Origin of the sequence: Enterobacter chuandaensis, from assembly GCF_039718975.1 — a bacterium.
Lineage (GTDB): Bacteria > Pseudomonadota > Gammaproteobacteria > Enterobacterales > Enterobacteriaceae > Enterobacter > Enterobacter chuandaensis.
Map to the genome: position 1 here is coordinate 810,863 of NZ_CP097173.1, position 20,550 is coordinate 831,412.

Annotated in this window: 20 protein-coding genes and 1 riboswitch; of the genes, 11 read left to right on the forward strand and 9 right to left on the reverse strand. The window is 55.4% G+C overall.

The annotated features are described in order from the left end of the window. The first annotated feature begins 108 nt into the window (after positions 1 to 108). Complete coding sequence (locus MX657_RS03995; RefSeq protein ID WP_119916054.1) at positions 109 to 876, forward strand: DedA family protein; 768 nt, start codon at positions 109 to 111, stop codon at positions 874 to 876. A gap of 29 nt (positions 877 to 905) precedes the next feature. On the opposite strand, the gene thiQ is transcribed toward MX657_RS03995, so the two are convergent. The 4 genes from thiQ to sgrR all read right to left on the reverse strand — a co-directional run bounded on the left by thiQ (position 906) and on the right by sgrR (position 5,984). Then, positions 906 to 1,607, reverse strand: coding sequence for a thiamine ABC transporter ATP-binding protein ThiQ (gene thiQ, locus MX657_RS04000; protein ID WP_080328704.1), 702 nt, complete (start codon positions 1,605 to 1,607; stop codon positions 906 to 908). Continuing rightward, on the reverse strand, positions 1,591 to 3,201 hold the full coding sequence (thiP, locus tag MX657_RS04005; RefSeq protein WP_346807389.1) for a thiamine/thiamine pyrophosphate ABC transporter permease ThiP: 1,611 nt from the start codon (positions 3,199 to 3,201) through the stop codon (positions 1,591 to 1,593). Before thiP ends, thiQ begins: the two co-directional genes overlap by 17 nt. Beyond that, on the reverse strand, positions 3,177 to 4,160 hold the full coding sequence (thiB, locus tag MX657_RS04010; protein ID WP_346807391.1) for a thiamine ABC transporter substrate binding subunit: 984 nt from the start codon (positions 4,158 to 4,160) through the stop codon (positions 3,177 to 3,179). The genes thiP and thiB overlap by 25 nt, the downstream gene beginning before the upstream one ends. A 31-nt stretch (positions 4,161 to 4,191) precedes the next feature. Next, positions 4,192 to 4,292, reverse strand: a riboswitch (TPP riboswitch). 36 nt (positions 4,293 to 4,328) lie between these two features. Continuing rightward, the gene (gene sgrR, locus MX657_RS04015) at positions 4,329 to 5,984 is read right to left on the reverse strand and encodes an HTH-type transcriptional regulator SgrR (RefSeq protein WP_252002939.1); all 1,656 of its coding nucleotides are present in this window, start codon (positions 5,982 to 5,984) and stop codon (positions 4,329 to 4,331) included. A gap of 88 nt (positions 5,985 to 6,072) precedes the next feature. On the opposite strand from sgrR, the gene sgrT reads away from it, so the two are divergent. From sgrT to MX657_RS04030, 3 genes are all read left to right on the forward strand, one after another. Next, positions 6,073 to 6,225 carry a glucose uptake inhibitor SgrT gene (sgrT, locus tag MX657_RS04020; protein ID WP_119916050.1) on the forward strand — a complete coding sequence of 51 codons (153 nt, stop codon included), beginning with the start codon at positions 6,073 to 6,075 and terminating at the stop codon, positions 6,223 to 6,225. A gap of 120 nt (positions 6,226 to 6,345) precedes the next feature. Next, positions 6,346 to 7,524, forward strand: coding sequence for a sugar efflux transporter (locus MX657_RS04025; RefSeq protein ID WP_346807392.1), 1,179 nt, complete (start codon positions 6,346 to 6,348; stop codon positions 7,522 to 7,524). 216 nt (positions 7,525 to 7,740) lie between these two features. Beyond that, positions 7,741 to 7,893 (forward strand): Hok/Gef family protein, encoded by a 153-nt coding sequence (locus tag MX657_RS04030; protein ID WP_010427008.1) that lies wholly within the window; start codon positions 7,741 to 7,743, stop codon positions 7,891 to 7,893. Between the two features lie 91 nt (positions 7,894 to 7,984). On the opposite strand, the gene leuD is transcribed toward MX657_RS04030, so the two are convergent. The 5 genes from leuD to leuL form a co-directional block, all read right to left on the reverse strand. Continuing rightward, complete coding sequence (leuD, locus tag MX657_RS04035; protein ID WP_346807394.1) at positions 7,985 to 8,590, reverse strand: 3-isopropylmalate dehydratase small subunit; 606 nt, start codon at positions 8,588 to 8,590, stop codon at positions 7,985 to 7,987. Positions 8,591 to 8,600: 10 nt separating this feature from the next. Beyond that, positions 8,601 to 10,001 (reverse strand): 3-isopropylmalate dehydratase large subunit, encoded by a 1,401-nt coding sequence (gene leuC, locus MX657_RS04040; protein WP_119916048.1) that lies wholly within the window; start codon positions 9,999 to 10,001, stop codon positions 8,601 to 8,603. Positions 10,002 to 10,003: 2 nt separating this feature from the next. After that, positions 10,004 to 11,095 carry a 3-isopropylmalate dehydrogenase gene (gene leuB / locus MX657_RS04045; RefSeq protein ID WP_014882533.1) on the reverse strand — a complete coding sequence of 364 codons (1,092 nt, stop codon included), beginning with the start codon at positions 11,093 to 11,095 and terminating at the stop codon, positions 10,004 to 10,006. Continuing rightward, positions 11,095 to 12,666 carry a 2-isopropylmalate synthase gene (gene leuA, locus MX657_RS04050; RefSeq protein WP_346807396.1) on the reverse strand — a complete coding sequence of 524 codons (1,572 nt, stop codon included), beginning with the start codon at positions 12,664 to 12,666 and terminating at the stop codon, positions 11,095 to 11,097. Before leuA ends, leuB begins: the two co-directional genes overlap by 1 nt. Before the next feature lie 91 nt (positions 12,667 to 12,757). After that, positions 12,758 to 12,844 (reverse strand): leu operon leader peptide, encoded by an 87-nt coding sequence (gene leuL, locus MX657_RS23665; protein ID WP_119916046.1) that lies wholly within the window; start codon positions 12,842 to 12,844, stop codon positions 12,758 to 12,760. A 611-nt stretch (positions 12,845 to 13,455) separates the two neighbouring features. Here leuL and leuO point away from each other — a divergent pair. The 7 genes from leuO to ftsL all read left to right on the forward strand — a co-directional run bounded on the left by leuO (position 13,456) and on the right by ftsL (position 20,548). Further along, complete coding sequence (gene leuO / locus MX657_RS04055; protein ID WP_119916045.1) at positions 13,456 to 14,400, forward strand: transcriptional regulator LeuO; 945 nt, start codon at positions 13,456 to 13,458, stop codon at positions 14,398 to 14,400. Positions 14,401 to 14,780: 380 nt separating this feature from the next. Next, positions 14,781 to 16,505: an acetolactate synthase 3 large subunit gene (ilvI, locus tag MX657_RS04060; RefSeq protein ID WP_333017258.1), complete on the forward strand. Its 1,725-nt coding sequence runs from the start codon at positions 14,781 to 14,783 to the stop codon at positions 16,503 to 16,505. Between the two features lies 1 nt (position 16,506). Then, on the forward strand, positions 16,507 to 16,998 hold the full coding sequence (gene ilvN, locus MX657_RS04065; protein WP_045259452.1) for an acetolactate synthase small subunit: 492 nt from the start codon (positions 16,507 to 16,509) through the stop codon (positions 16,996 to 16,998). Positions 16,999 to 17,177: 179 nt separating this feature from the next. Then, positions 17,178 to 18,185 carry a catabolite repressor/activator gene (cra, locus tag MX657_RS04070; RefSeq protein WP_014168621.1) on the forward strand — a complete coding sequence of 336 codons (1,008 nt, stop codon included), beginning with the start codon at positions 17,178 to 17,180 and terminating at the stop codon, positions 18,183 to 18,185. A 598-nt stretch (positions 18,186 to 18,783) separates the two neighbouring features. Continuing rightward, positions 18,784 to 19,242 (forward strand): division/cell wall cluster transcriptional repressor MraZ, encoded by a 459-nt coding sequence (gene mraZ / locus MX657_RS04075; protein WP_014882537.1) that lies wholly within the window; start codon positions 18,784 to 18,786, stop codon positions 19,240 to 19,242. Positions 19,243 to 19,244: 2 nt separating this feature from the next. Continuing rightward, positions 19,245 to 20,186: a 16S rRNA (cytosine(1402)-N(4))-methyltransferase RsmH gene (rsmH, locus tag MX657_RS04080; RefSeq protein WP_028015503.1), complete on the forward strand. Its 942-nt coding sequence runs from the start codon at positions 19,245 to 19,247 to the stop codon at positions 20,184 to 20,186. After that, a complete protein-coding gene (gene ftsL / locus MX657_RS04085; RefSeq protein ID WP_006173860.1) occupies positions 20,183 to 20,548 on the forward strand; it encodes a cell division protein FtsL in 366 nt (121 codons plus the stop codon). The genes rsmH and ftsL overlap by 4 nt, the downstream gene beginning before the upstream one ends. Positions 20,549 to 20,550: the final 2 nt, after the last annotated feature.

Here is a 20,550-nt window from a genome sequence, read left to right on the forward strand (position 1 = left end):
TTCAGGTGAACTTCAGGAGCATCCTGTAAACTATTCAGACAATTGATGCCTTGACGCGGTGCGGGGCGCTAAGCAGAATCGCTGATTCGTTTTCTGACCGGAATAGTTATGCAGGCATTGCTGGAACACTTTATTACCCAGTCCGTTATGTACTCGCTCATCGCCGTGGCGCTGGTGGCGTTTCTCGAATCGCTGGCGCTGGTTGGGCTGATCCTGCCCGGCACCGTGATGATGGCGGGGCTCGGTGCGCTGATCGGTAGCGGTGAGGTCAATTTCTGGCAGGCGTGGCTGGCCGGGATTATCGGCTGCCTGCTGGGCGACTGGATCTCCTTCTGGCTGGGCTGGCGCTTTAAGAAGCCGCTGCACCGCTGGTCGTTTATGAAGAAGAACAAAGCGCTGCTGGATAAAACCGAGCATGCGCTGCACCAGCATAGCATGTTCACCATTCTCGTCGGCCGCTTTGTCGGGCCAACGCGTCCGCTGGTGCCGATGGTGGCGGGGATGCTCGATCTGCCCGTCGCGAAGTTTGTAGTGCCGAACATTATCGGCTGCGTCTTCTGGCCGCCGTTTTACTTCCTGCCGGGTATCCTGGCGGGGGCGGCGATCGATATCCCTGACGGTATGCAAAGCGGTGAGTTTAAGTGGCTGCTGCTGGGAACGGCGGTACTGCTGTGGCTGGCGGCCTGGCTCTGCTGGCGCCTGTGGCGCAGCGCGAAAGCCAGCGTCGATCGCCTGACGCGCTATCTCCCGCGCGCGCGCCTGATCTGGCTGGCCCCGCTGACGCTGGGTGTGGCCGTGGTGGCCCTGGTCGCGCTGATTCGCCACCCGCTGATGCCAGTGTACGGCGAGATTTTATTAAAAGTGGTCAGCCGTTAAGGACTTTTCCCTCTCCCTTGGAGAGGGCATCAGACCGTACGAATGCCCAACAATGAAGACGCCCCCGCTTTACCACTCAGCAGTTCTTCCGTTTCCCCATCCCATAGAATACGTCCTTCGGCAATGACCACCGATCGGGGCGCAATCCGTGCGGCATCTTCAATGCTGTGCGACACCATCAGCATCGTGATCTGCTCGCGCTGGCAAACCTCCTCCACCAGCGAGAGCATCTCCTGGCGCAGCGCGGGATCGAGCGCCGAGAACGGCTCATCAAGCAGCAGGATCGGCTGCTCGCGCACCAGACAGCGCGCCAGCGCCACGCGCTGGCGCTGGCCGCCGGAAAGCTCGCCTGGCAGTCTGTCGATGAAGGCGGAAAGCCCCATTTGTTCGGCGATCGCCGCCAGCTTTTGCCGCTGCGCAGCATCGAGTTTTAACCCCGGATCCATCCCCAGCGCGATGTTCTGCCACACCGTAAGATGATTGAACAAATTGTTTTCCTGAAACAGCATCGATACCGGGCGTTTAGCCGGAGGGGCATGGGTGAAATCACGATTATCGATGACTATCGACCCGCTGGCAGGCGGCAAAAAACCGGCAATTAAATTGAGCAGGGTACTTTTTCCCGCGCCGCTTGGGCCAAGTACAGCGACCATCTCCCCCTGACGCACGGAGAGCGTGAAGCGCATCGGCAGATGCTGGTAAAGCCAGGTTACATCAGTCAGTTTTAACATCACGCCCCGGAAGTTTTTCGATAACGGTAAATAACGCAAAGCACAGCACCAGCAGTAAAAGTGCCGTGACCGCGCCGTCCTGGCTGCGATAGGAGCCAATTTGCTGATAAAGCCAGAACGGCAGCGTGCGGAAATCTTCATTGCCAAAGAGCGCCACTACGCCAAAATCGCCAATCGACAGCACGCAGGCGAAGGCCAGCGCCTGGGCGAGCGGGCGTTTCAGCGCGCGGAGTTCCACCACTTTCAGACGCTGCCAGCCTTTCATGCCCAGCGACTGGCACAGCAAACTGTAGCGGCTATTGACGTCGCGCATCGGGTTTTCCAGCACCTTGAGCGCGTAAGGGATGGCCATCAGTGCGTTGGTGAAAATCACGATGCCGTCGGCACTTTCCGGCAGGCCGATGGTGCTGTTGAACAGCAAAAAGAACCCTGTCGCCAGCACGATGCCCGGCATCGCCAGAATCAGCATGCCCGACAGCTCCAGCGCGTGTCCGGCTCTACGGGCATGTCGCGCGTACAGCTCGCGGCTGCTCCAGAGCAGCATCATGGTCAGCGTCACGCAGATTAGCCCCGCTGCCAGCGCGATGCGCAATGAGGTCCATGTCGCTTGCCAGAGGACGGGCTGTTGCAGTACTGACAGCACGTTCATATTCAGACCATCAATGATAACAGCCAGCAGTGGCGGCAGCAGAAGCAGGAGCGCCAGCGCGATCAGCATAAAATCCGAGACGCGGCTGTGCAGGCTGTCCTGCGGATCGCGCCAGCCTGTAATGCTGTTGCTTCCTGCGGGAATCGCTTTACTCAGACGCTGGCTCAGCAACACCAGCACAAGGCAGCATGCCATCTGCACCATCGCCAGCAGCGCGGCGCGGCCCGGATCGTAGTCGTAACTTAAGGCCTGATAGATTGCCAGCTCGATGGTAGTCGCCTGCGGCCCGCCGCCGAGAGAGAGCACGGTGGCAAAGCTGGCAAAGCAGAGCATAAAGATCAGTGCGGCTACCGGGGCAATCTGGCGGCGCAGCCACGGCCATTCAACAAAGTGGAAGAATGACCAGCCGCGCATGCCGAGTTGGGCGGCAATCTGGCGCTGCTCACCGGGTATGTTCTCCAGCGCCTGCAAAAAGAGACGCGTTGCCATTGGCATATTGAAAAAGACGTGCGCAAGCAGAATGCCCTTCAGCCCGTAGGGAGAGAAGGTCCATTCCAGGCCTGAAGACGCAAAGAGCGAGGCCAGCCAGCCCTGGCGACCGTAGACGCTCAGAATACCAAAAACGGCCACCAGAACCGGCAGGATCAGCGTCATGGCGCACAGGCGCAGCAGCGCCTGCCTGCCGGGAAAGCGTCTGCGGTACAGCGCCCGCGCGAGGAAGATGGCCGGGAGCGTCGACAGCAGCGCGGAGAGAAACGCCTGCCAGAAGGAGAACCGGATAACGTGCCAGAGATAGCTGTCGTGCCAGAGCGCAAACAGGTCGCTCTCCGGCGCGTTAAACCACAGTGCAAGGAACGCCCCCAGGCTGACCGCCACCATCAGCAGGGCGGCGAGCAGACCGGGCATTAACCAGCCGGGAATTAACGGCTGACGGCGCGTTGCCATTCACTTACCCATGCGGCACGCTGCGCGGCAACCTGCTGCGGCGTAAACTCCAGCGAGGTTGTTGGTTTGGTCAACTGCTCGAAACCTGCGGGCAGCGCAACGTCAGTGACCGGATACATCCAGTTGCCTGCGGGAATGGCGTTCTGGAACGCCGGTGAAACCATAAATTTCAGGAACTTCTCGGCCAGTTCCGGCTGCTTGCTGGCGGCGGTACGGGCCGCCACTTCCACCTGCAGGTAGTGACCTTCAGCGAAATTCGCAGCCGCGTAGTTGTCTTTCTTTTCGGCGATAATGTGGTAGGCCGGAGAGGTGGTGTAGCTCAGCACAAGATCGCTTTCTCCTTTCAGGAACAGGCCGTAGGCTTCGCTCCAGCCTTTGGTGACGGTGACGGTTTTAGCGGCCAGCTTCTGCCACGCTTCCGGCGCTTTATCCCCGTAGACTTTCTGCATCCACAGCAGCAGGCCCAGACCCGGCGTGCTGGTGCGCGGATCTTCGTAAATCACGCGCCACTTCTGGTCACTTTCGACCAGCTCTTTCAGGCTCTTTGGCGGGTTTTTCAGCTTGTTTTTGTCGTAAACAAAAGCAAAGTAGCCGTAATCGAACGGCACAAAGGTGTCGTTTTTCCAGCCGCCCGGCACGTTAACGGCATCTGCCGCCACGCCGCTTTTGGCAAACAGTTTGGTTTGCGTCGCGGCTTCCAGCAGGTTGTTATCCAGCCCGAGCACCACGTCGGCCTTGCTGTTTTTCCCTTCCATGCGCAGACGGTTGAGCAGCGACACGCCATCTTCCAGCGCGACGAACTTCAGCTCGCAGTTGCAGTCGGCTTCGAAGGCTTTTTTCACCACCGGGCCAGGGCCCCAGTCAGCGGAGAAGGAGTCGTAGGTGTAGACCGTCAGGACGGGCTTAGCAAAAACAGGCAGCGCAACCAGCGCCAGCAGGGGAAGAACGTTTTTTAACACTTTGCACCTCAGGGTTGAGTGGCAAAGGATTTTGAGCGACAGCCTCAAATCCCTTCGCCGGCGTTATCCGGATCAGGTTCGACGGGTATTATCTCAGCGCACATCAGTGATGCAGCACCCCGTTGAGAACGGCAGTATTGTAATGATTTGGTGAATATTACGAAAGCGTTATGGCTCCGGCGGCGCAAACCAGGCGGATTTAAAATCAAACCAGCCCAGGGTATTCATCCGCAGGCCGCGCATGCTGCGCTGCCCCTGGATCATCAGCCAGTGGTGGATCAGCGGCACGATCGCCTGTTCGGCCAGCAACTGCTGGCACCAGGTGGCCAGATTCATCTCACCCGCGCGCCACCCGGCGGCGTCCTGCTGCCAGTCCCGATCGATGCAGTGCTGGATCAGCGGGACTTCATACAGGTGCGAGAAGAGCGAGAAATCGAGCGGCAGGGTGAAGTTGGCGCTGTTGAGCCAGATATCACTGGTGATATCCCCCTGGTGCCATTCGTCATAGTCGACTTCGTTGACCTCCAGCGTGACCCCCTCGGCCGCCAGCAGCCGGATCATGATTTTAGCGATAAAGCGGTGCTCCACGTGCTCGCGGTAGTAGGTCAGGGTGATGGATTCCAGCCCGGCAGGCTTTTCGCAGCGTGCGGGACGCGCGTGGTGCCAGCGTGGAAGCAGGCCGTAGGCCGGGAACCACCAGGCCTGATACTGAATGTCGGCATGGTAGATCAGGTTCGCAGGGGCCAGAATGTGGCTTACCCACTGACGCACGTCGTGGCTTGCCCCGCGATGGGTGCGACGGTCAAACAGCAGATAATAACAGCCCTCCTCAAGGCGGCTCTCGACGGCCTTTTCACCGGTGGTTGGGCCTTCCAGCGTTAGCCCGGCGCTCAGCTCTTCGTTAAGGTCCGGCAGCACCCAGACGTTCACTTCGTCGATCAACGCCCGGTAGCCAAAATAGTCGTCAAAGGCGCGTATCTTGAGCTGATTGTTGTTATTGCGCGAGACGGCGTAGGGACCGGTGCCAATCGGCTGGCTGGCAAAATTGCTCAGCGATTCCCACTCGCCGGGCAGGATCATCGACGGCACATAGCCCAGCAGCCAGGGCAGCCACTTATCCTGCTGAGACAGCTCAATATCCAGCGTCCAGGCCGTGGGGGAGTGAATGCGCGAGATGTGCGAGTAGAGCGGAAGCGTGCGGGCGCGTTCCAGAGAGGCGATGACGTCACTCATCTCCAGCTCGCGACCGTGGTGGAAGTGAATGCCCGGGCGTAAAAAGAAACGCCAGTGCAGGGGAGAAAGCTGCTGCCAGTGGTGGGCGATATCCGCTTCCAGTTCCCCGTTTTCCTCATTTATGCGCGTCAGGCCGCTGAAAATTTGTCGGGCCATGTGGGTTTCAGAGCGCCGTAATGCCGTGCCGGGCAACAGATTTTTCATCGGACGGTAGTAGAGCACCCGCAGAATATGCCGACCCTGACGAAAACTGCGCCCAAGGTGTGAGACCAGCATCTGGCGCACGGCGGCCTTGTCGCCCACCAGCTGTACCAGCTGATCGATGCGGTCCTGCTCCAGCAGATCTTCCGCTCGCTGCTGCTGCAGCGCCAGCCCGGTATAGAGGAAGGTCAGGCGCGAGCGCTTACCGCGTCCGGCCTCGGCTTCCCAGTTCAGCCAGCCCTGCTGCTGCATGGTGTTGAGCAACGTGCGCATATGTCGGCGTGAACAGCTGAGCAGGTCAGCCAGCTCGTTCAGCGTGGTCTCCTGCGATTGCCCCTCGCAGCATTGCCAGAGGCGGATAAATTGTTGTTGCAGACGACCAGAAGGCATAAAAGGGGAACTCCTGACAAAAAACCAGCAATTTATTTATCCCTATATTAGGCCAATAATCCTTCCCGATGAAGCGAGGAGGTAAATTATGAAGAGGTCTACCGCACGTCAGTTTTATCAGCAGTACTTTTCAGCGACAAAGGGAGTGTCCTGGCTGGCCCGCCAGTGTGCAGAGCAACGGCTGAAAACGTTAGAAGAATTGATGCAGTGGGACGTTACGAAACCGACCTCTTCCCGCTAACTCGCCTCGATCATGTGTGACTGAGTATTGGTGTTTATCACCCGCCAGCAAAATGTTTTTGCTGGCTTTTTTCGTTTATTCTTTCACCCAATCTCGATTCGCTTTCACAAGGACTTGCGCATGCTGTGGTTGATGACGATGGGGCGACGCCTGAACGGCGTGTACGCCGCTTTTATGCTGGTGGCCTTTATGATGGGCGTGGCAGGGGCGCTTCAGGCACCGACGCTGAGTCTGTTTCTCAGCCGCGAGGTGGGGGCGCAGCCGTTTTGGGTGGGGCTGTTTTACACCGTCAACGCGATTGCCGGGATCCTGGTCAGCCTCGCGCTGGCGAAACGATCCGACAGCCAGGGCGATCGCCGTAAGTTGATCCTCTTTTGCTGCGCGATGGCCGTGGGCAACGCGCTGCTCTTTGCCTTCAACCGCCACTACCTGACGCTCATCACCTGCGGCGTGCTGCTGGCCTCTCTCGCGAATACCGCCATGCCGCAGCTCTTCGCGCTGGCCCGTGAATACGCCGATAACTCGGCGCGGGAAGTGGTGATGTTCAGCTCGGTGATGCGCGCACAGCTCTCTTTGGCGTGGGTCATTGGCCCGCCGCTGGCATTCATGCTGGCGCTGAACTACGGCTTTACGGTCATGTTTTCCATCGCGGCAGGCATTTTTATTATCAGCCTGGCGCTGATTGCCTTTGCGCTGCCGTCGGTTGCCCGGGTTGAGCAGACGACGGATAAGCCCATCACCCAGGTGAGCGGCTGGCAGGATAAGAACGTCCGGATGCTGTTTATCGCCTCCACGCTGATGTGGACCTGCAACACCATGTACATCATCGATATGCCGCTGTGGATCAGCAGCGATCTGGGTCTGCCGGACAAGCTCGCGGGGATCCTGATGGGCACCGCCGCCGGGCTGGAGATTCCGGCGATGATTCTGGCGGGGTATTACGTTAAGCGCTTCGGAAAACGCCGGATGATGATCGTCGCCGTGGCGGCCGGGGTGCTTTTTTACGCGGGGTTGATCCTTTTCCATTCGCGTGAAGCGTTGCTGGCGCTGCAGCTGTTTAACGCCGTGTTTATCGGGATTGTTGCCGGGATCGGCATGCTCTGGTTCCAGGATCTCATGCCCGGTCGTGCAGGCTCGGCGACCACGCTATTCACCAACAGCATTTCGACGGGCGTTATTCTTGCCGGTGTGATTCAGGGGGCGCTGGCGCAAAGCTACGGGCATGCCTCGGTTTACTGGATGATTGCGGCGATTTCGGTGGTGACGCTTGGGCTGACCTGCCGGGTCAAGGATGTTTGATTCTGGAAGGCGGCTTCACGAAATGAAACGACTTTCTGACAGGAGCAGAGAAGGCGCATAGAGTGCGTGGCGGGTGCTTGAGGCTGTTTGCCTCAGGCTTTCGCAAGAGGCAAACAGTGGAGAGTCCCACATCAAAAAACTGATGGGGAGACCAACTTCACAACCCACATTGCGAGGTTAGTCTCTTCATTGTCGAAAAGCAATAAGGAGGCTGGAATGCCAAAACGTACTCTGCTGTTAGGTTTGTTTCTGATCTGTACGACGCTGTTGATCTTCACCTGGATGGTGCGCGACTCGCTGTGTGAGCTGCACTTCAGACAGGAGAAAACAGAGCTGGCGGCAGTGTTGGCTTACGAAGCAAAACGTTAGCGGTATTGGCGGGGAAATTTCCCCGCCTCTCCAGAGTGGTTGAGCCTCAACGCACCCTTATCAATGGCCCGCGTCCTGCGGGCCATTGCCGTTAGCCCATAAACGCAGGCTGTTTTTTCTCGTACGCGGAGATGGCGTCTTCGTGCTGGAGCGTCAGGCCAATGCTGTCCAGACCATTCAGCATGCAGTGACGACGGAAGGCATCAATGCTGAAGCTGTAGCGCTTGTCTCCGGCTTTCACCACTTCCGCTTCCAGATCCACCTCAAACGCCATGCCCGGATTTGCCTGCACCATCGCAAACAGTTCATCCACCTGTTCATCACTCAACGTGACCGGCAGCAGCTGGTTGTTGAAGCTGTTGCCGTAGAAGATATCCGCGAAGCTCGGGGCGATAACTACCTTAAAGCCGTAATCGGTCAGCGCCCAGGGCGCGTGTTCACGCGAAGATCCGCAGCCGAAGTTTTCGCGCGCCAGCAGAATGGATGCCCCTTTGTATTCCGGGAAGTTCAGGACGAATTCCGGATTCGGCACTTCGCCTTTGTCGTCGAGGAAACGCCAGTCGTTGAACAGGTGCGCACCAAAACCGGTGCGGGTCACCTTCTGCAAGAACTGCTTGGGAATGATCGCATCGGTATCGACGTTAGCGGCGTCCAGCGGGACAACCCGGCCCGTATGTTGGGTAAATTTCTCTGCCATGATTGTCTCCTTATTTCAGGCTGCGAATATCGGCGAAATGGCCGGTGACTGCCGCGGCGGCGGCCATTGCCGGACTGACCAGATGGGTACGCCCACCGCGGCCCTGGCGGCCTTCAAAGTTACGGTTGCTGGTGGAGGCGCAGCGTTCACCCGGATTCAGCCGGTCGTTGTTCATCGCCAGACACATTGAGCAGCCTGGCAGACGCCATTCGAAGCCTGCTTCGATAAAGATCTTATCCAGTCCTTCCGCTTCCGCCTGGGCTTTCACCGGACCGGAGCCGGGAACCACCAGCGCCTGTACGCCCGGCGCCACCTTGCGGCCTTTCGCAATCTCTGCCGCCGCGCGTAAATCTTCGATGCGGGAGTTGGTGCAGGAGCCGATAAAGACTTTATCGATGGCGACATCGGTCAACGGCACGCCTGGTTTCAGCCCCATATAGGCCAGCGCTTTTTCCGCGCTGGCGCGCTCGACCGGATCGGCAAAGGACGCCGGATCGGGGATGCTGTCGTTGACGGAAATCACCTGGCCCGGATTGGTGCCCCAGGTGACTTGCGGCGCAATCTCTTCCGCCTGCAGCGTGACAACGGTATCAAAGGTGGCACCGTCGTCAGTTTTCAGGGTTTTCCAGTACGCGACCGCGTCGTCAAAATCCTGGCCTTTCGGCGCGTGCAGACGCCCCTTCACATAGTTAAAGGTGGTTTCGTCCGGCGCGACCAGGCCTGCTTTAGCGCCCATCTCAATGGCCATATTGCACAGGGTCATACGACCTTCCATGCTCAGCGCCTGAATGGCTTCGCCGCAGAATTCCACCACGTGGCCGGTACCGCCTGCGCTGCCGGTTTTACCGATGATCGCCAGCACGATGTCCTTGGCGGTGATACCCGGCGCGGCTTTACCCTTCACTTCAATCTTCATGGTCTTGGCGCGGCCCTGCTTCAGGGTCTGCGTGGCCAGCACATGTTCCACCTCAGACGTCCCAATCCCGAACGCCAGCGCGCCAAACGCGCCGTGGGTCGCGGTATGGGAGTCACCGCAGACGATGGTCATGCCCGGCAGGGTAATACCCTGTTCAGGCCCCATCACGTGGACGATGCCCTGATACGGATGGTTCAGATCGTACAGCTCAACGCCAAATTCGTTGCAGTTCTTAATCAACTCCTGCATCTGGATACGGGCCATTTCGCCGGACGCGTTGATGTCTTTGGTCTGGGTGGAGACGTTGTGATCCATCGTTGCGAAGGTTTTACCCGGCTGACGCACCGGGCGCTTGTGCGCGCGCAGGCCGTCAAATGCCTGAGGTGAGGTCACTTCGTGCACCAGGTGGCGGTCGATGTACAGCAGCGGGGTTTCGTTTGGCGCCTCGTAGACAACATGGGCGTCAAACAACTTTTCATATAACGTCTTAGCCATGATTACACCCCTTCTGCGACATAGCGGGCAATAATGTCGCCCATTTCATCGGTACTGACTGCTGCCGTGCCGCGTGCTAAGTCACCGGTACGGACGCCTTCTTCTAACGCCCGGTTAATGGCGTTTTCAATTGCGGTTGCTGCGTCGCCTGCATCCAGGCTGTAGCGCAGCAGCAGGGCCAGGGAGAGGATCTGCGCAATCGGGTTCGCAATGTTTTTGCCGGCGATATCCGGTGCGGAGCCGCCCGCCGGTTCGTACAGGCCAAAGCCTTCTTCATTCAGGCTGGCGGATGGCAGCATGCCCATAGAGCCGGTGATCATTGCACACTCATCAGAAAGAATGTCGCCGAACAGGTTGGAGCAGAGCAGCACATCAAACTGGGACGGATCTTTAATCAGCTGCATCGTCGCGTTGTCGATGTACATGTGCGACAGCTCAACGTCCGGGTACTGCTTAGCGACTTCACTGACGATCTCGCGCCACAAAATGGACGACTGCAGCACGTTCGCCTTATCGATGGAGGTCACCTTATGGCGGCGCTTGCGCGCAGATTCAAAGGCGATATGGGCGATACGTTCAATTTCGAAACGGTGATAGACCTCGGTATCAAACGCTTTTTCATGCTGGCCGCTGCCTTCGCGGCCCTTTGGCTGACCGAAGTAGATCCCACCGGTCAGCTCACGCACGCAGAGAATGTCGAAACCGTTGGCGGCAATATCCGCGCGCAGCGGGCAGAACTCTTCAAGCCCCTGATACAGCTTCGCCGGGCGCAGGTTGCTGAACAGCTTGAAATGCTTACGCAGCGGCAGCAGTGCGCCGCGCTCTGGCTGCTCTGCCGGCGGCAGGTGTTCCCATTTCGGGCCACCGACGGAGCCAAACAGCACGGCATCGGCATTTTCGCAGCCTTCAACGGTCGCTTTCGGCAATGGCGTACCGTGGTTATCAATCGCAATACCGCCCACGTCGTAGTGGCTGGTGGTAATTTTCATCGCAAAACGCGAACGAACAGCTTCCAGTACTTTCAGCGCCTGTGCCATCACTTCCGGGCCAATACCGTCACCCGGCAATACAGCAATATGGTAATTCTTCGACATTACACGGTTTCCTTGTTGTTCTCTTTATTCTGAGCTTTGCGTTGCAACTCTTTTTCGACTTCAGCGGCGCGCCAGATGTTGTTCAGGACATGCACCATCGCTTTCGCGGAGGATTCAACGATATCCGTCGCCAGTCCCACGCCGTGGAAGCGGCGGCCATTGTAGTTGACGACGATATCCACCTGACCCAGCGCGTCTTTACCGTGCCCTTTTGCCGTCAGGTCATATTTCACCAACTCAACGTCGTACTCGGTGACGCGGTTAATTGCCTGGTAAATCGCATCAACGGGGCCGTTACCGTTTGCCGCTTCCGCTTTAATTTCATCACCGCAGGCCAGTTTGACCGAAGCGGTAGCGATGTCGCTGGAGCCGGACTGCACGTTGAAGTAATCCAGACGGAAGTGCTCAGGCTCTTCCTGCTGCTTGTTGATGAAGGCCAGCGCTTCCAGGTCGTAATCGAATACCTGGCCTTTCTTGTCGGCCAGCTTCAGGAACGCGTCGTACAGCTGATCCATGTTGTAATCGCTGTCCTTGTAACCCATCTCTTCCATACGGTGTTTCACCGCAGCACGGCCGGAACGGGAGGTCAGGTTCAACTGCACCTGGTTCAGGCCGATGGATTCCGGGGTCATGATTTCGTAGTTTTCACGGTTCTTCAGTACGCCGTCCTGGTGAATACCGGAGGAGTGGGCGAAGGCGCCGGTGCCGACAATCGCCTTGTTGGCAGGAATCGGCATGTTGCAAATCTGGCTAACGGTCTGGCTGGTGCGCCAGATTTCGTTGTGATTGATGCGGGTGTGCACGTCCATGATGTCTTTGCGCACCTTGATCGCCATGATCACTTCTTCCAGCGAGCAGTTGCCCGCGCGTTCACCGATGCCATTCATCGCGCCTTCAACCTGACGTGCACCGGCATGCACTGCGGCGATAGCGTTGCCGACGGCAAGACCCAAATCATCGTGGGTGTGTACTGAGATAATCGCTTTATCAATGTTATGTACGCGGTCATACAGGCCGGTAATGATGTTCGAGAACTCGAACGGCATGGTGTAGCCGACGGTGTCCGGGATGTTGATGGTTTTGGCGCCCGCGTTAATGGCGGCTTCGACTACACGCGCCAGGTCTTCGATTGGCGTACGGCCCGCATCTTCACAGGAGAATTCAACGTCGTCGGTGTAGTTGCGTGCGTGTTTCACCATGTAGACCGCGCGCTCAATGACTTCATCCAGCGTGCTGCGCAATTTGGTTGCGATATGCATTGGCGATGTCGCAATAAAGGTGTGAATACGGAACGCTTCGGCGACTTTCAATGACTCGGCGGCAACGTCGATGTCTTTCTCTACGCAGCGTGCCAGGGCACATACGCGGCTGTTTTTAATAGTGCGAGCGATAGTCTGGACGGATTCAAAATCACCAGGAGAAGAGACCGGGAAACCGACCTCCATCACGTCGACGCCCATACGTTCGAGAGCCAGCGCAATCTGCAGTTTCTCTTTTACACTCAGGCTTGCCTGTAATGCCTGTTCACCGTCACGTAAAGTAGTATCGAAAATAATGACTTGCTGGCTCATGGGTTAGGTCCTTGTCAGTCTTAGGGCGCCTTGCTACGAGCATAAAAAAACCCGCGCAGTGGCGCGGGTTTTTAGTCTTACTGGTGACGATTCAACGCTGAATTTCGCCCGCCAGTCTACCGCGCACAGTGGATGCGTTTAGTAGTAGTAGACCGGTGAAACGAGTGGTGCGTGTCATGAATCGTGCTCCGTTAAATTCAATATGCTTTTAGTGGTACTGGATACGGCTGTTCATGTCAACCCCTGCTGATAAAAACGGTGTCGGCAGGCCGAAAAGCGAGGATATGTTCTTTAGCTTATTGTGCTGGATTTTACTTTTCAGACTTAACGAATTGTCTAATTTTGGACTTAAAAAATGGTTGCATAAAAGAATAAATATAACGGGTATTTTTTAGTCGACGATCCGTCCTTTGAGGTCTTGTACTTAAACTTTTTTGATATCATTTAGTTATCAGTTTTATGAATGTTTTTCGTCGGTTCGCAAACCGAATGATGATAACAGAATATTAACTTAATAGATCGCGAGAGGTATAACAGTTTAATAATACTTAAGTCATCATTAACCGAATGCCAATTGTATATTGATTGGGTTTATGGTTTCATTCCAACTCTAAAGTTAAACATATCTTTAGAACCGATTTTTTTATTTTAGCATGATTGCATCATCTTTATATATTCCGATTTTTAAACAATTCTCTTTCGCTGGTCGTATTTGCATGGTAAATCATATTTTTCGAAATTATTACAGTGCGTTGGCGAAGGGAGTGTAGCGTGACAGTGGAGTCAGAAGTGCCAGAAAATAATATTAAACAGCCGCAAATTACTGATGGAATTAAACCACAGTTGCGCACGGTGGATCTTAATCTACTGACGGTGTTTGATGCTGTCATGCAGGAGCAAAATATCACCCGCGCGGCACAAACGTTGGGCATGTCGCAACCCGCGGTAAGCAACGCGGTTGCCAGGCTGAAAGTGATGTTCAACGACGAATTATTCGTTCGTTATGGCAGAGGTATCCAGCCTACAGCGCGGGCTTTCCAGCTTTTCGGCTCCATCCGTCAGGCGCTGCAGTTGGTACAAAATGAACTGCCGGGCTCGGGCTTTGAACCCTTAAGCAGTGAGCGCGTATTCCATCTCTGCGTCTGCAGCCCATTAGATAATTATCTGACATCGATTATTTATAATAAAGTTGAAGAGATTGCGCCTAATATTAACCTGGTCTTTAAATCATCCTTAAATCAAAACACTGAACACCAGTTACGTTATCAGGAAACCGAATTCGTGCTGGGATATGAAGAGTTCCGCCGCCCTGAATTTTCCTGCGTGCCGCTGTTTAAAGATGAAATGGTGCTGGTTGCCAGTAAAAAACATCCGCGACTGAATTCTCCGCTACGTGAAAGTGATGTATATAGCGAACAACATGCCGTTGTTGCACTCGACAGATATGCTTCCTTTAGCCTTCCGTGGTACGACACTGCGGATAAACAGGCCAGCGTGGCGTATCAAGGGATGGCTATGGTCAGCGTATTAAACGTTGTCTCCCAGACGCAGCTGGTGGCTATTGCGCCGCGCTGGCTGGCGGAAGAGTTCTCAGATGCGTTAAATCTGCAAATTCTGCCCCTGCCGCTCAAGCTAAATAGCCGTACCTGCTATCTCTCCTGGCATGAAGCCGCGGGACGCGATAAGGGTCATCAATGGATGGAAGAGTTGCTTATTAGCATCTGCCGTCGTTAATGGTGTCAGGATAAATTGCATCTTCGCATGTGATTTATCCTGGTTTTGTTTTGTTTATTGCTATTTTGTTCTGTTGTTGTTTTTATCTGACGGCTGCCAGGCCTGTAAAAATAGATGATTTCCTGTATCGCCGCGCTTTTCAGCGATGAATTATCATCTCATCCTCTAATTTCAGATGAATTAACCATATCCCCTCCCAATGTCTGTTTTTTCTGCTTTGAGTGCCTCTTCGCTCTCCTGGTTTGCTAATTGCCTGCCTTATAACGAGCGGTTAAGGTAAGTATCACTCTGCAAAATAGAAGACGGGTTTGTCCCGATCGCAAGACGGTGCGGAAATGAATTCGGCGGTCCGTCTATAACAAAATGCCTGGAGGCAAAGCATGGAGATGTTGTCTGGCGCGGAAATGGTCGTCCGATCGCTGATCGATCAGGGCGTAAAGCAAGTGTTCGGCTATCCTGGCGGCGCGGTCCTTGATATTTATGATGCCCTTCATACGGTAGGCGGCATTGACCATGTTCTGGTTCGTCATGAGCAGGCTGCGGTACACATGGCTGACGGCCTGGCCCGTGCGACGGGGGAAGTGGGCGTGGTTTTAGTCACGTCCGGACCGGGTGCAACAAACGCCATTACCGGTATCGCGACGGCCTATATGGACTCTATCCCGCTGGTGATCCTTTCCGGGCAGGTGGCGACATCGCTGATTGGCTACGATGCGTTTCAGGAGTGCGACATGGTCGGGATTTCGCGTCCCGTCGTGAAGCACAGCTTCCTGGTCAAGCAAACCGAAGATATTCCTGGGGTGCTCAAAAAAGCGTTCTGGCTGGCTGCAAGCGGACGCCCGGGACCGGTGGTGGTCGATCTCCCCAAAGATATTCTGAACCCGGCCAACAAGCTACCGTATGTCTGGCCGGAATCGGTGAGTATGCGCTCTTACAACCCAACAACGCAGGGCCACAAAGGTCAGATCAAGCGCGCACTGCAGACGCTTCTGGCCGCTAAAAAACCGGTGGTCTATGTGGGTGGCGGTGCAATCAGCTCTGCGTGCGAGCCACAGCTCCGTGAACTGGTTGAAAAGCTCAATCTTCCTGTTGCCTCGTCGCTGATGGGGCTGGGGGCATTTCCCGCGACCCACCGTCAGGCGCTGGGTATGCTGGGCATGCATGGTACCTATGAAGCCAACATGACGATGCATCACTCCGACGTGATCTTTGCCGTCGGCGTGCGCTTTGACGATCGTACCACCAACAACCTGGCGAAGTATTGCCCCAACGCCACCGTGCTGCACATTGATATCGATCCCACGTCAATTTCAAAAACGGTGTCGGCTGATGTACCTATTGTCGGCGACGCCCGACAGATTCTAGAACAAATGCTGGAACTGCTGGCCCAGGAAAGCACGGCTCAACCGCTGGATGAGATCCGCGACTGGTGGCAGATGATTGAACGGTGGCGCGCGCGCCAGTGCCTGAAATATGACACGCAAAGCGAGCATATTAAGCCGCAGGCGGTCATCGAAGCGGTCTGGCGACTGACGAAAGGCGATGCATATGTAACTTCTGACGTCGGTCAGCATCAAATGTTTGCCGCCCTCTATTATCCGTTTGATAAACCACGTCGCTGGATCAATTCGGGTGGTTTAGGCACGATGGGCTTTGGCCTGCCTGCCGCGCTGGGGGTAAAGCTGGCGCTGCCGGATGAAACCGTTGTCTGCGTGACCGGCGACGGCAGTATCCAGATGAACATTCAGGAACTCTCCACCGCGCTGCAGTATGAACTTCCGGTACTGGTGCTGAACCTCAATAACGGCTACCTCGGTATGGTGAAGCAGTGGCAGGACATGATCTACTCAGGCCGCCATTCGCAGTCATACATGAACTCTCTGCCTGATTTTGTCCGTCTTGCTGAAGCTTACGGTCATGTAGGCATGCGGGTGACCGATCCGGCTGAACTGGAAACGAAGCTCGCAGAAGCGCTTGAGCACGTCAAAAACAACCGCCTCGTCTTTATGGATGTCATCGTTGATGGCACCGAGCACGTTTATCCGATGCATATCCGCGGCGGTGGTATGGATGAAATGTGGTTAAGCAAAACGGAGAGAACCTGATATGCGTCGGATATTATCGGTATTACTGGAAAACGAGTCTGGCGCACTGTCGCGCGTCATTGGGCTTTTTGCACAGCGCGGTTACAACATTGAAAGCCTGACCGTTGCGCCAACGGACGACCCGACGCTGTCGCGGATGACGATTCAGACCGTCGGCGATGCCAAAGTGATCGAGCAGATCGAGAAACAGCTGCATAAGCTGGTCGATGTGCTGCGCGTGAGCGAGCTGGGGCAGGGGGCTTACGTTGAGCGTGAGGTCATGCTGGTCAAAATTCAGGCCAGCGGCTACGGGCGAGAAGAGGTCAAACGCAATGCGGACATTTTCCGCGGTCAGATCATCGACGTCACGCCTTCTCTCTATACGGTTCAACTGGTCGGAACCAGTGACAAGCTGGATGCTTTCCTGGCGTCCGTGCGGGATGTAGCAAAAATTGTTGAGGTGGCGAGATCGGGCATTGTCGGTCTGTCACGCGGCGAGAAAATCATGCGTTAGTTGTCAAAAAGGTTCGCCTCTTTCAGCCCGGTCAGCAAAGCCGGGCTTTTTTTTGTGTAATCAGCCGACAACGCAGATAAAAGCGGTTGCCGCGAAGGCTTTTCTGCGTTTAGATGTTAAAAGATTTAACCATAACCTTGACAGGGCCATGGACTCTTTTCTTTTTTTAAGGGGCAATTGTGAAACTGGATGAAATCGCCCGGCTAGCCGGCGTGTCACGAACAACGGCCAGCTATGTGATTAACGGCAAAGCAAAGCAGTACCGCGTCAGCGATAAGACCGTTGAAAAAGTGATGGCGGTGGTTCGTGAGCATAATTACCATCCGAATGCTGTCGCTGCCGGTCTGCGTGCCGGGCGCACCCGCTCTATTGGTCTGGTGATCCCGGATCTGGAAAACACCAGCTATACCCGTATCGCCAACTATCTTGAACGTCAGGCGCGCCAGCGCGGCTATCAACTGCTGATTGCCTGCTCGGAAGATCAGCCCGATAACGAGATGCGCTGCATTGAACATCTGCTGCAGCGCCAGGTTGACGCCATTATTGTGTCAACTTCCTTACCGCCAGAGCATCCGTTCTACCAGCGTTGGGCGAACGATCCTTTCCCTATTGTTGCGCTGGATCGTGCGCTCGATCGCGAGCATTTCACCAGCGTCGTGGGGGCGGATCAGGATGACGCGGAAATGCTGGCGGCAGAGCTGAGAACCTTCCCCGCTGAAACGGTGCTGTATCTTGGCGCGCTGCCCGAGCTTTCCGTAAGCTTCCTGCGTGAGCAAGGGTTCAGAACCGCCTGGAAAGACGATCCGCGTGAAGTTCACTATCTCTATGCCAACAGCTATGAACGCGAAGCCGCTGCGCAGCTGTTCGAGAAATGGCTGGAGACGCACCCGATGCCTCAGGCGCTGTTTACCACCTCGTTTGCGCTCTTGCAGGGGGTAATGGATGTGACCTTACGCCGTGAAGGCAAGCTTCCCTCCGACCTGGCCATTGCCACGTTCGGGGATAACGAACTGCTCGACTTCCTTCAATGTCCGGTGCTGGCCGTAGCGCAGCGTCACCGCGATGTGGCTGAACGCGTGCTTGAGATCGTTCTGGCAAGCCTGGACGAACCGCGAAAACCGAAGCCGGGTCTGACGCGTATCAAACGTAATCTCTATCATCGCGGAATTTTGAGCCGCCATAAATGAAATGACGGGGCGGCGAAAATCGCCCCTTTTTGCTGAAATAATTCGCGGCGTTAATTCCCGCAGAGAAATTAGGATAATTCCTGAGGGATCGTAATCTACTATTTTTCTTAATTCATTTTGCCTTTTTAAATGTTCTTTTAAGAGCCACGAAGTGATTTTAAAAGCCTCTCTTTGTATTATTTTGTTACAAACCCTCTTCGGTCGATGAATATTCAGACGTTTTTCCTTCACCTTCGCCAGCCAGCATGCTCACCGCCGCGTCCGCTGAGTGCCTGAGTGAATCTGCCGCTGTTATCCCCAGTGAATCTGTCATAAAATGCTGCCCGCGTCGCAAACTGACACTTTATATTTATCTGCGATGATATTGAGTGAGCCTTAACGCTAGTGTGCATATTCGGTTTTTTTTTTACAAATATTCATAACGTTAATTTTGCCTCGCCAGTTGTGCAGTTATTAACCAGGACTGTTTATCTCTGTAAATAGAGGGCTTTCGGGTCCTTATAGGGAGAGTCCTGGCTTGACAAGCTTTTCCCTCGCTCCGTAAACTCCTTTAGGTGGGAATTTGTGGGTTAAAGTGGTGAGGAGGGGTGAGACTGGCATGTTCCGTGGAGCTACGTTAGTCAATCTCGACAGCAAAGGGCGTTTATCGGTACCAACCCGATACCGCGACCAGCTGATTGAGAACGCTTCGGGTCAAATGGTTTGCACCATTGACATCAACTCCCCCTGCCTGCTGCTTTACCCCTTACCCGAATGGGAAATTATCGAGCAAAAGCTGTCGCGACTGTCGAGCATGAACCCGCAGGAACGCCGCGTGCAGCGGCTTTTATTGGGACATGCCAGTGAATGTCAGATGGATAGCGCAGGGCGATTACTGATTGCGCCCGTGCTGCGGCAACATGCCGGTCTGACCAAAGAAGTGATGCTGGTCGGGCAGTTCAACAAGTTTGAACTGTGGGATGAAACGACCTGGTATCAACAGGTCAAGGAAGATATCGACGCTGAGCAGTCCGATTCCGCGACATTATCGGAACGGCTGCAGGACTTGTCTCTATAAATATGATGGAAAATTATAAACATAAAACGGTGTTACTGGACGAGGCCGTCAACGGCCTGAATATTCGTCCGGATGGCATCTACATTGATGGCACCTTTGGTCGCGGTGGTCACTCGCGTTTGATCCTCTCCCAGCTTGGTGAGGAAGGACGTCTGCTGGCAATCGATCGCGATCCGCAGGCGATTGCTGTTGCACAGACCATCAATGACCCACGCTTTTCCATCGTGCATGGACCTTTCTCTGCGCTCGCGGATTATGTAGCCGAGCGCGATCTTACGGGCAAGATCGACGGGATTCTTCTCGATCTTGGCGTCTCTTCACCCCAGCTTGATGATGCCGAACGCGGCTTTTCCTTTATGCGCGACGGTCCGCTGGACATGCGTATGGACCCGACGCGCGGCCAGTCTGCAGCCGAGTGGTTACAGACCGCTGACGAAGCGGATATTGCCTGGGTGATCAAAACCTTCGGTGAAGAACGTTTTGGCAAGCGCATTGCGCGCGCCATCGTTGAGCGCAATCGCGTTGAGCCAATGACCCGCACCAAAGAGCTGGCCGAAGTGATTGCGGCGGCCACGCCGGTGAAGGATAAGCACAAACATCCCGCGACCCGTACCTTCCAGGCGGTTCGCATCTGGGTAAACAGTGAACTGGAGGAAATAGAGCTGGCGCTAAAAAGCTCGCTCGACGTGCTGGCCCCGGGTGGGCGGTTATCCATCATCAGCTTCCATTCGCTGGAAGACCGCATTGTGAAACGCTTTATGCGTGAACAGAGCCGCGGTCCTCAGGTTCCTGCGGGGCTGCCGATGACGGAAGAACAACTCAGGAAACTGGGTGGCCGTCAGTTGCGAGCATTAGGCAAGTTGATGCCGGGCGAAGAAGAGGTGGCAGAGAATCCACGCGCCCGTAGTTCAGTGCTGCGAGTTGCAGAGAGGACGAACGCATGATCGGCAGAGTGACAGAAACCCTAAGCAAAGTTAAGGGATCGTTAGGAAGCAACGAGCGCCATGCCTTGCCTGGCGTGATCGGCGACGATCTTTTGCGGTTCGGGAAACTGCCACTCTGCTTGTTCATTTGCATCATTGTTACGGCAGTCACGGTGGTAACGACTGCCCACCATACTCGTTTATTGACTGCGCAACGCGAGCAGCTGGTGCTGGAACGCGATGCGCTGGATATTGAATGGCGAAATCTGATCCTTGAAGAAAACGCGCTCGGCGATCACAGCCGGGTTGAACGGATCGCAACGGAAAAGCTGCAACTGCAGCATGTTGATCCTTCCCAGGAAAATATCGTAGTACAAAAATAAGG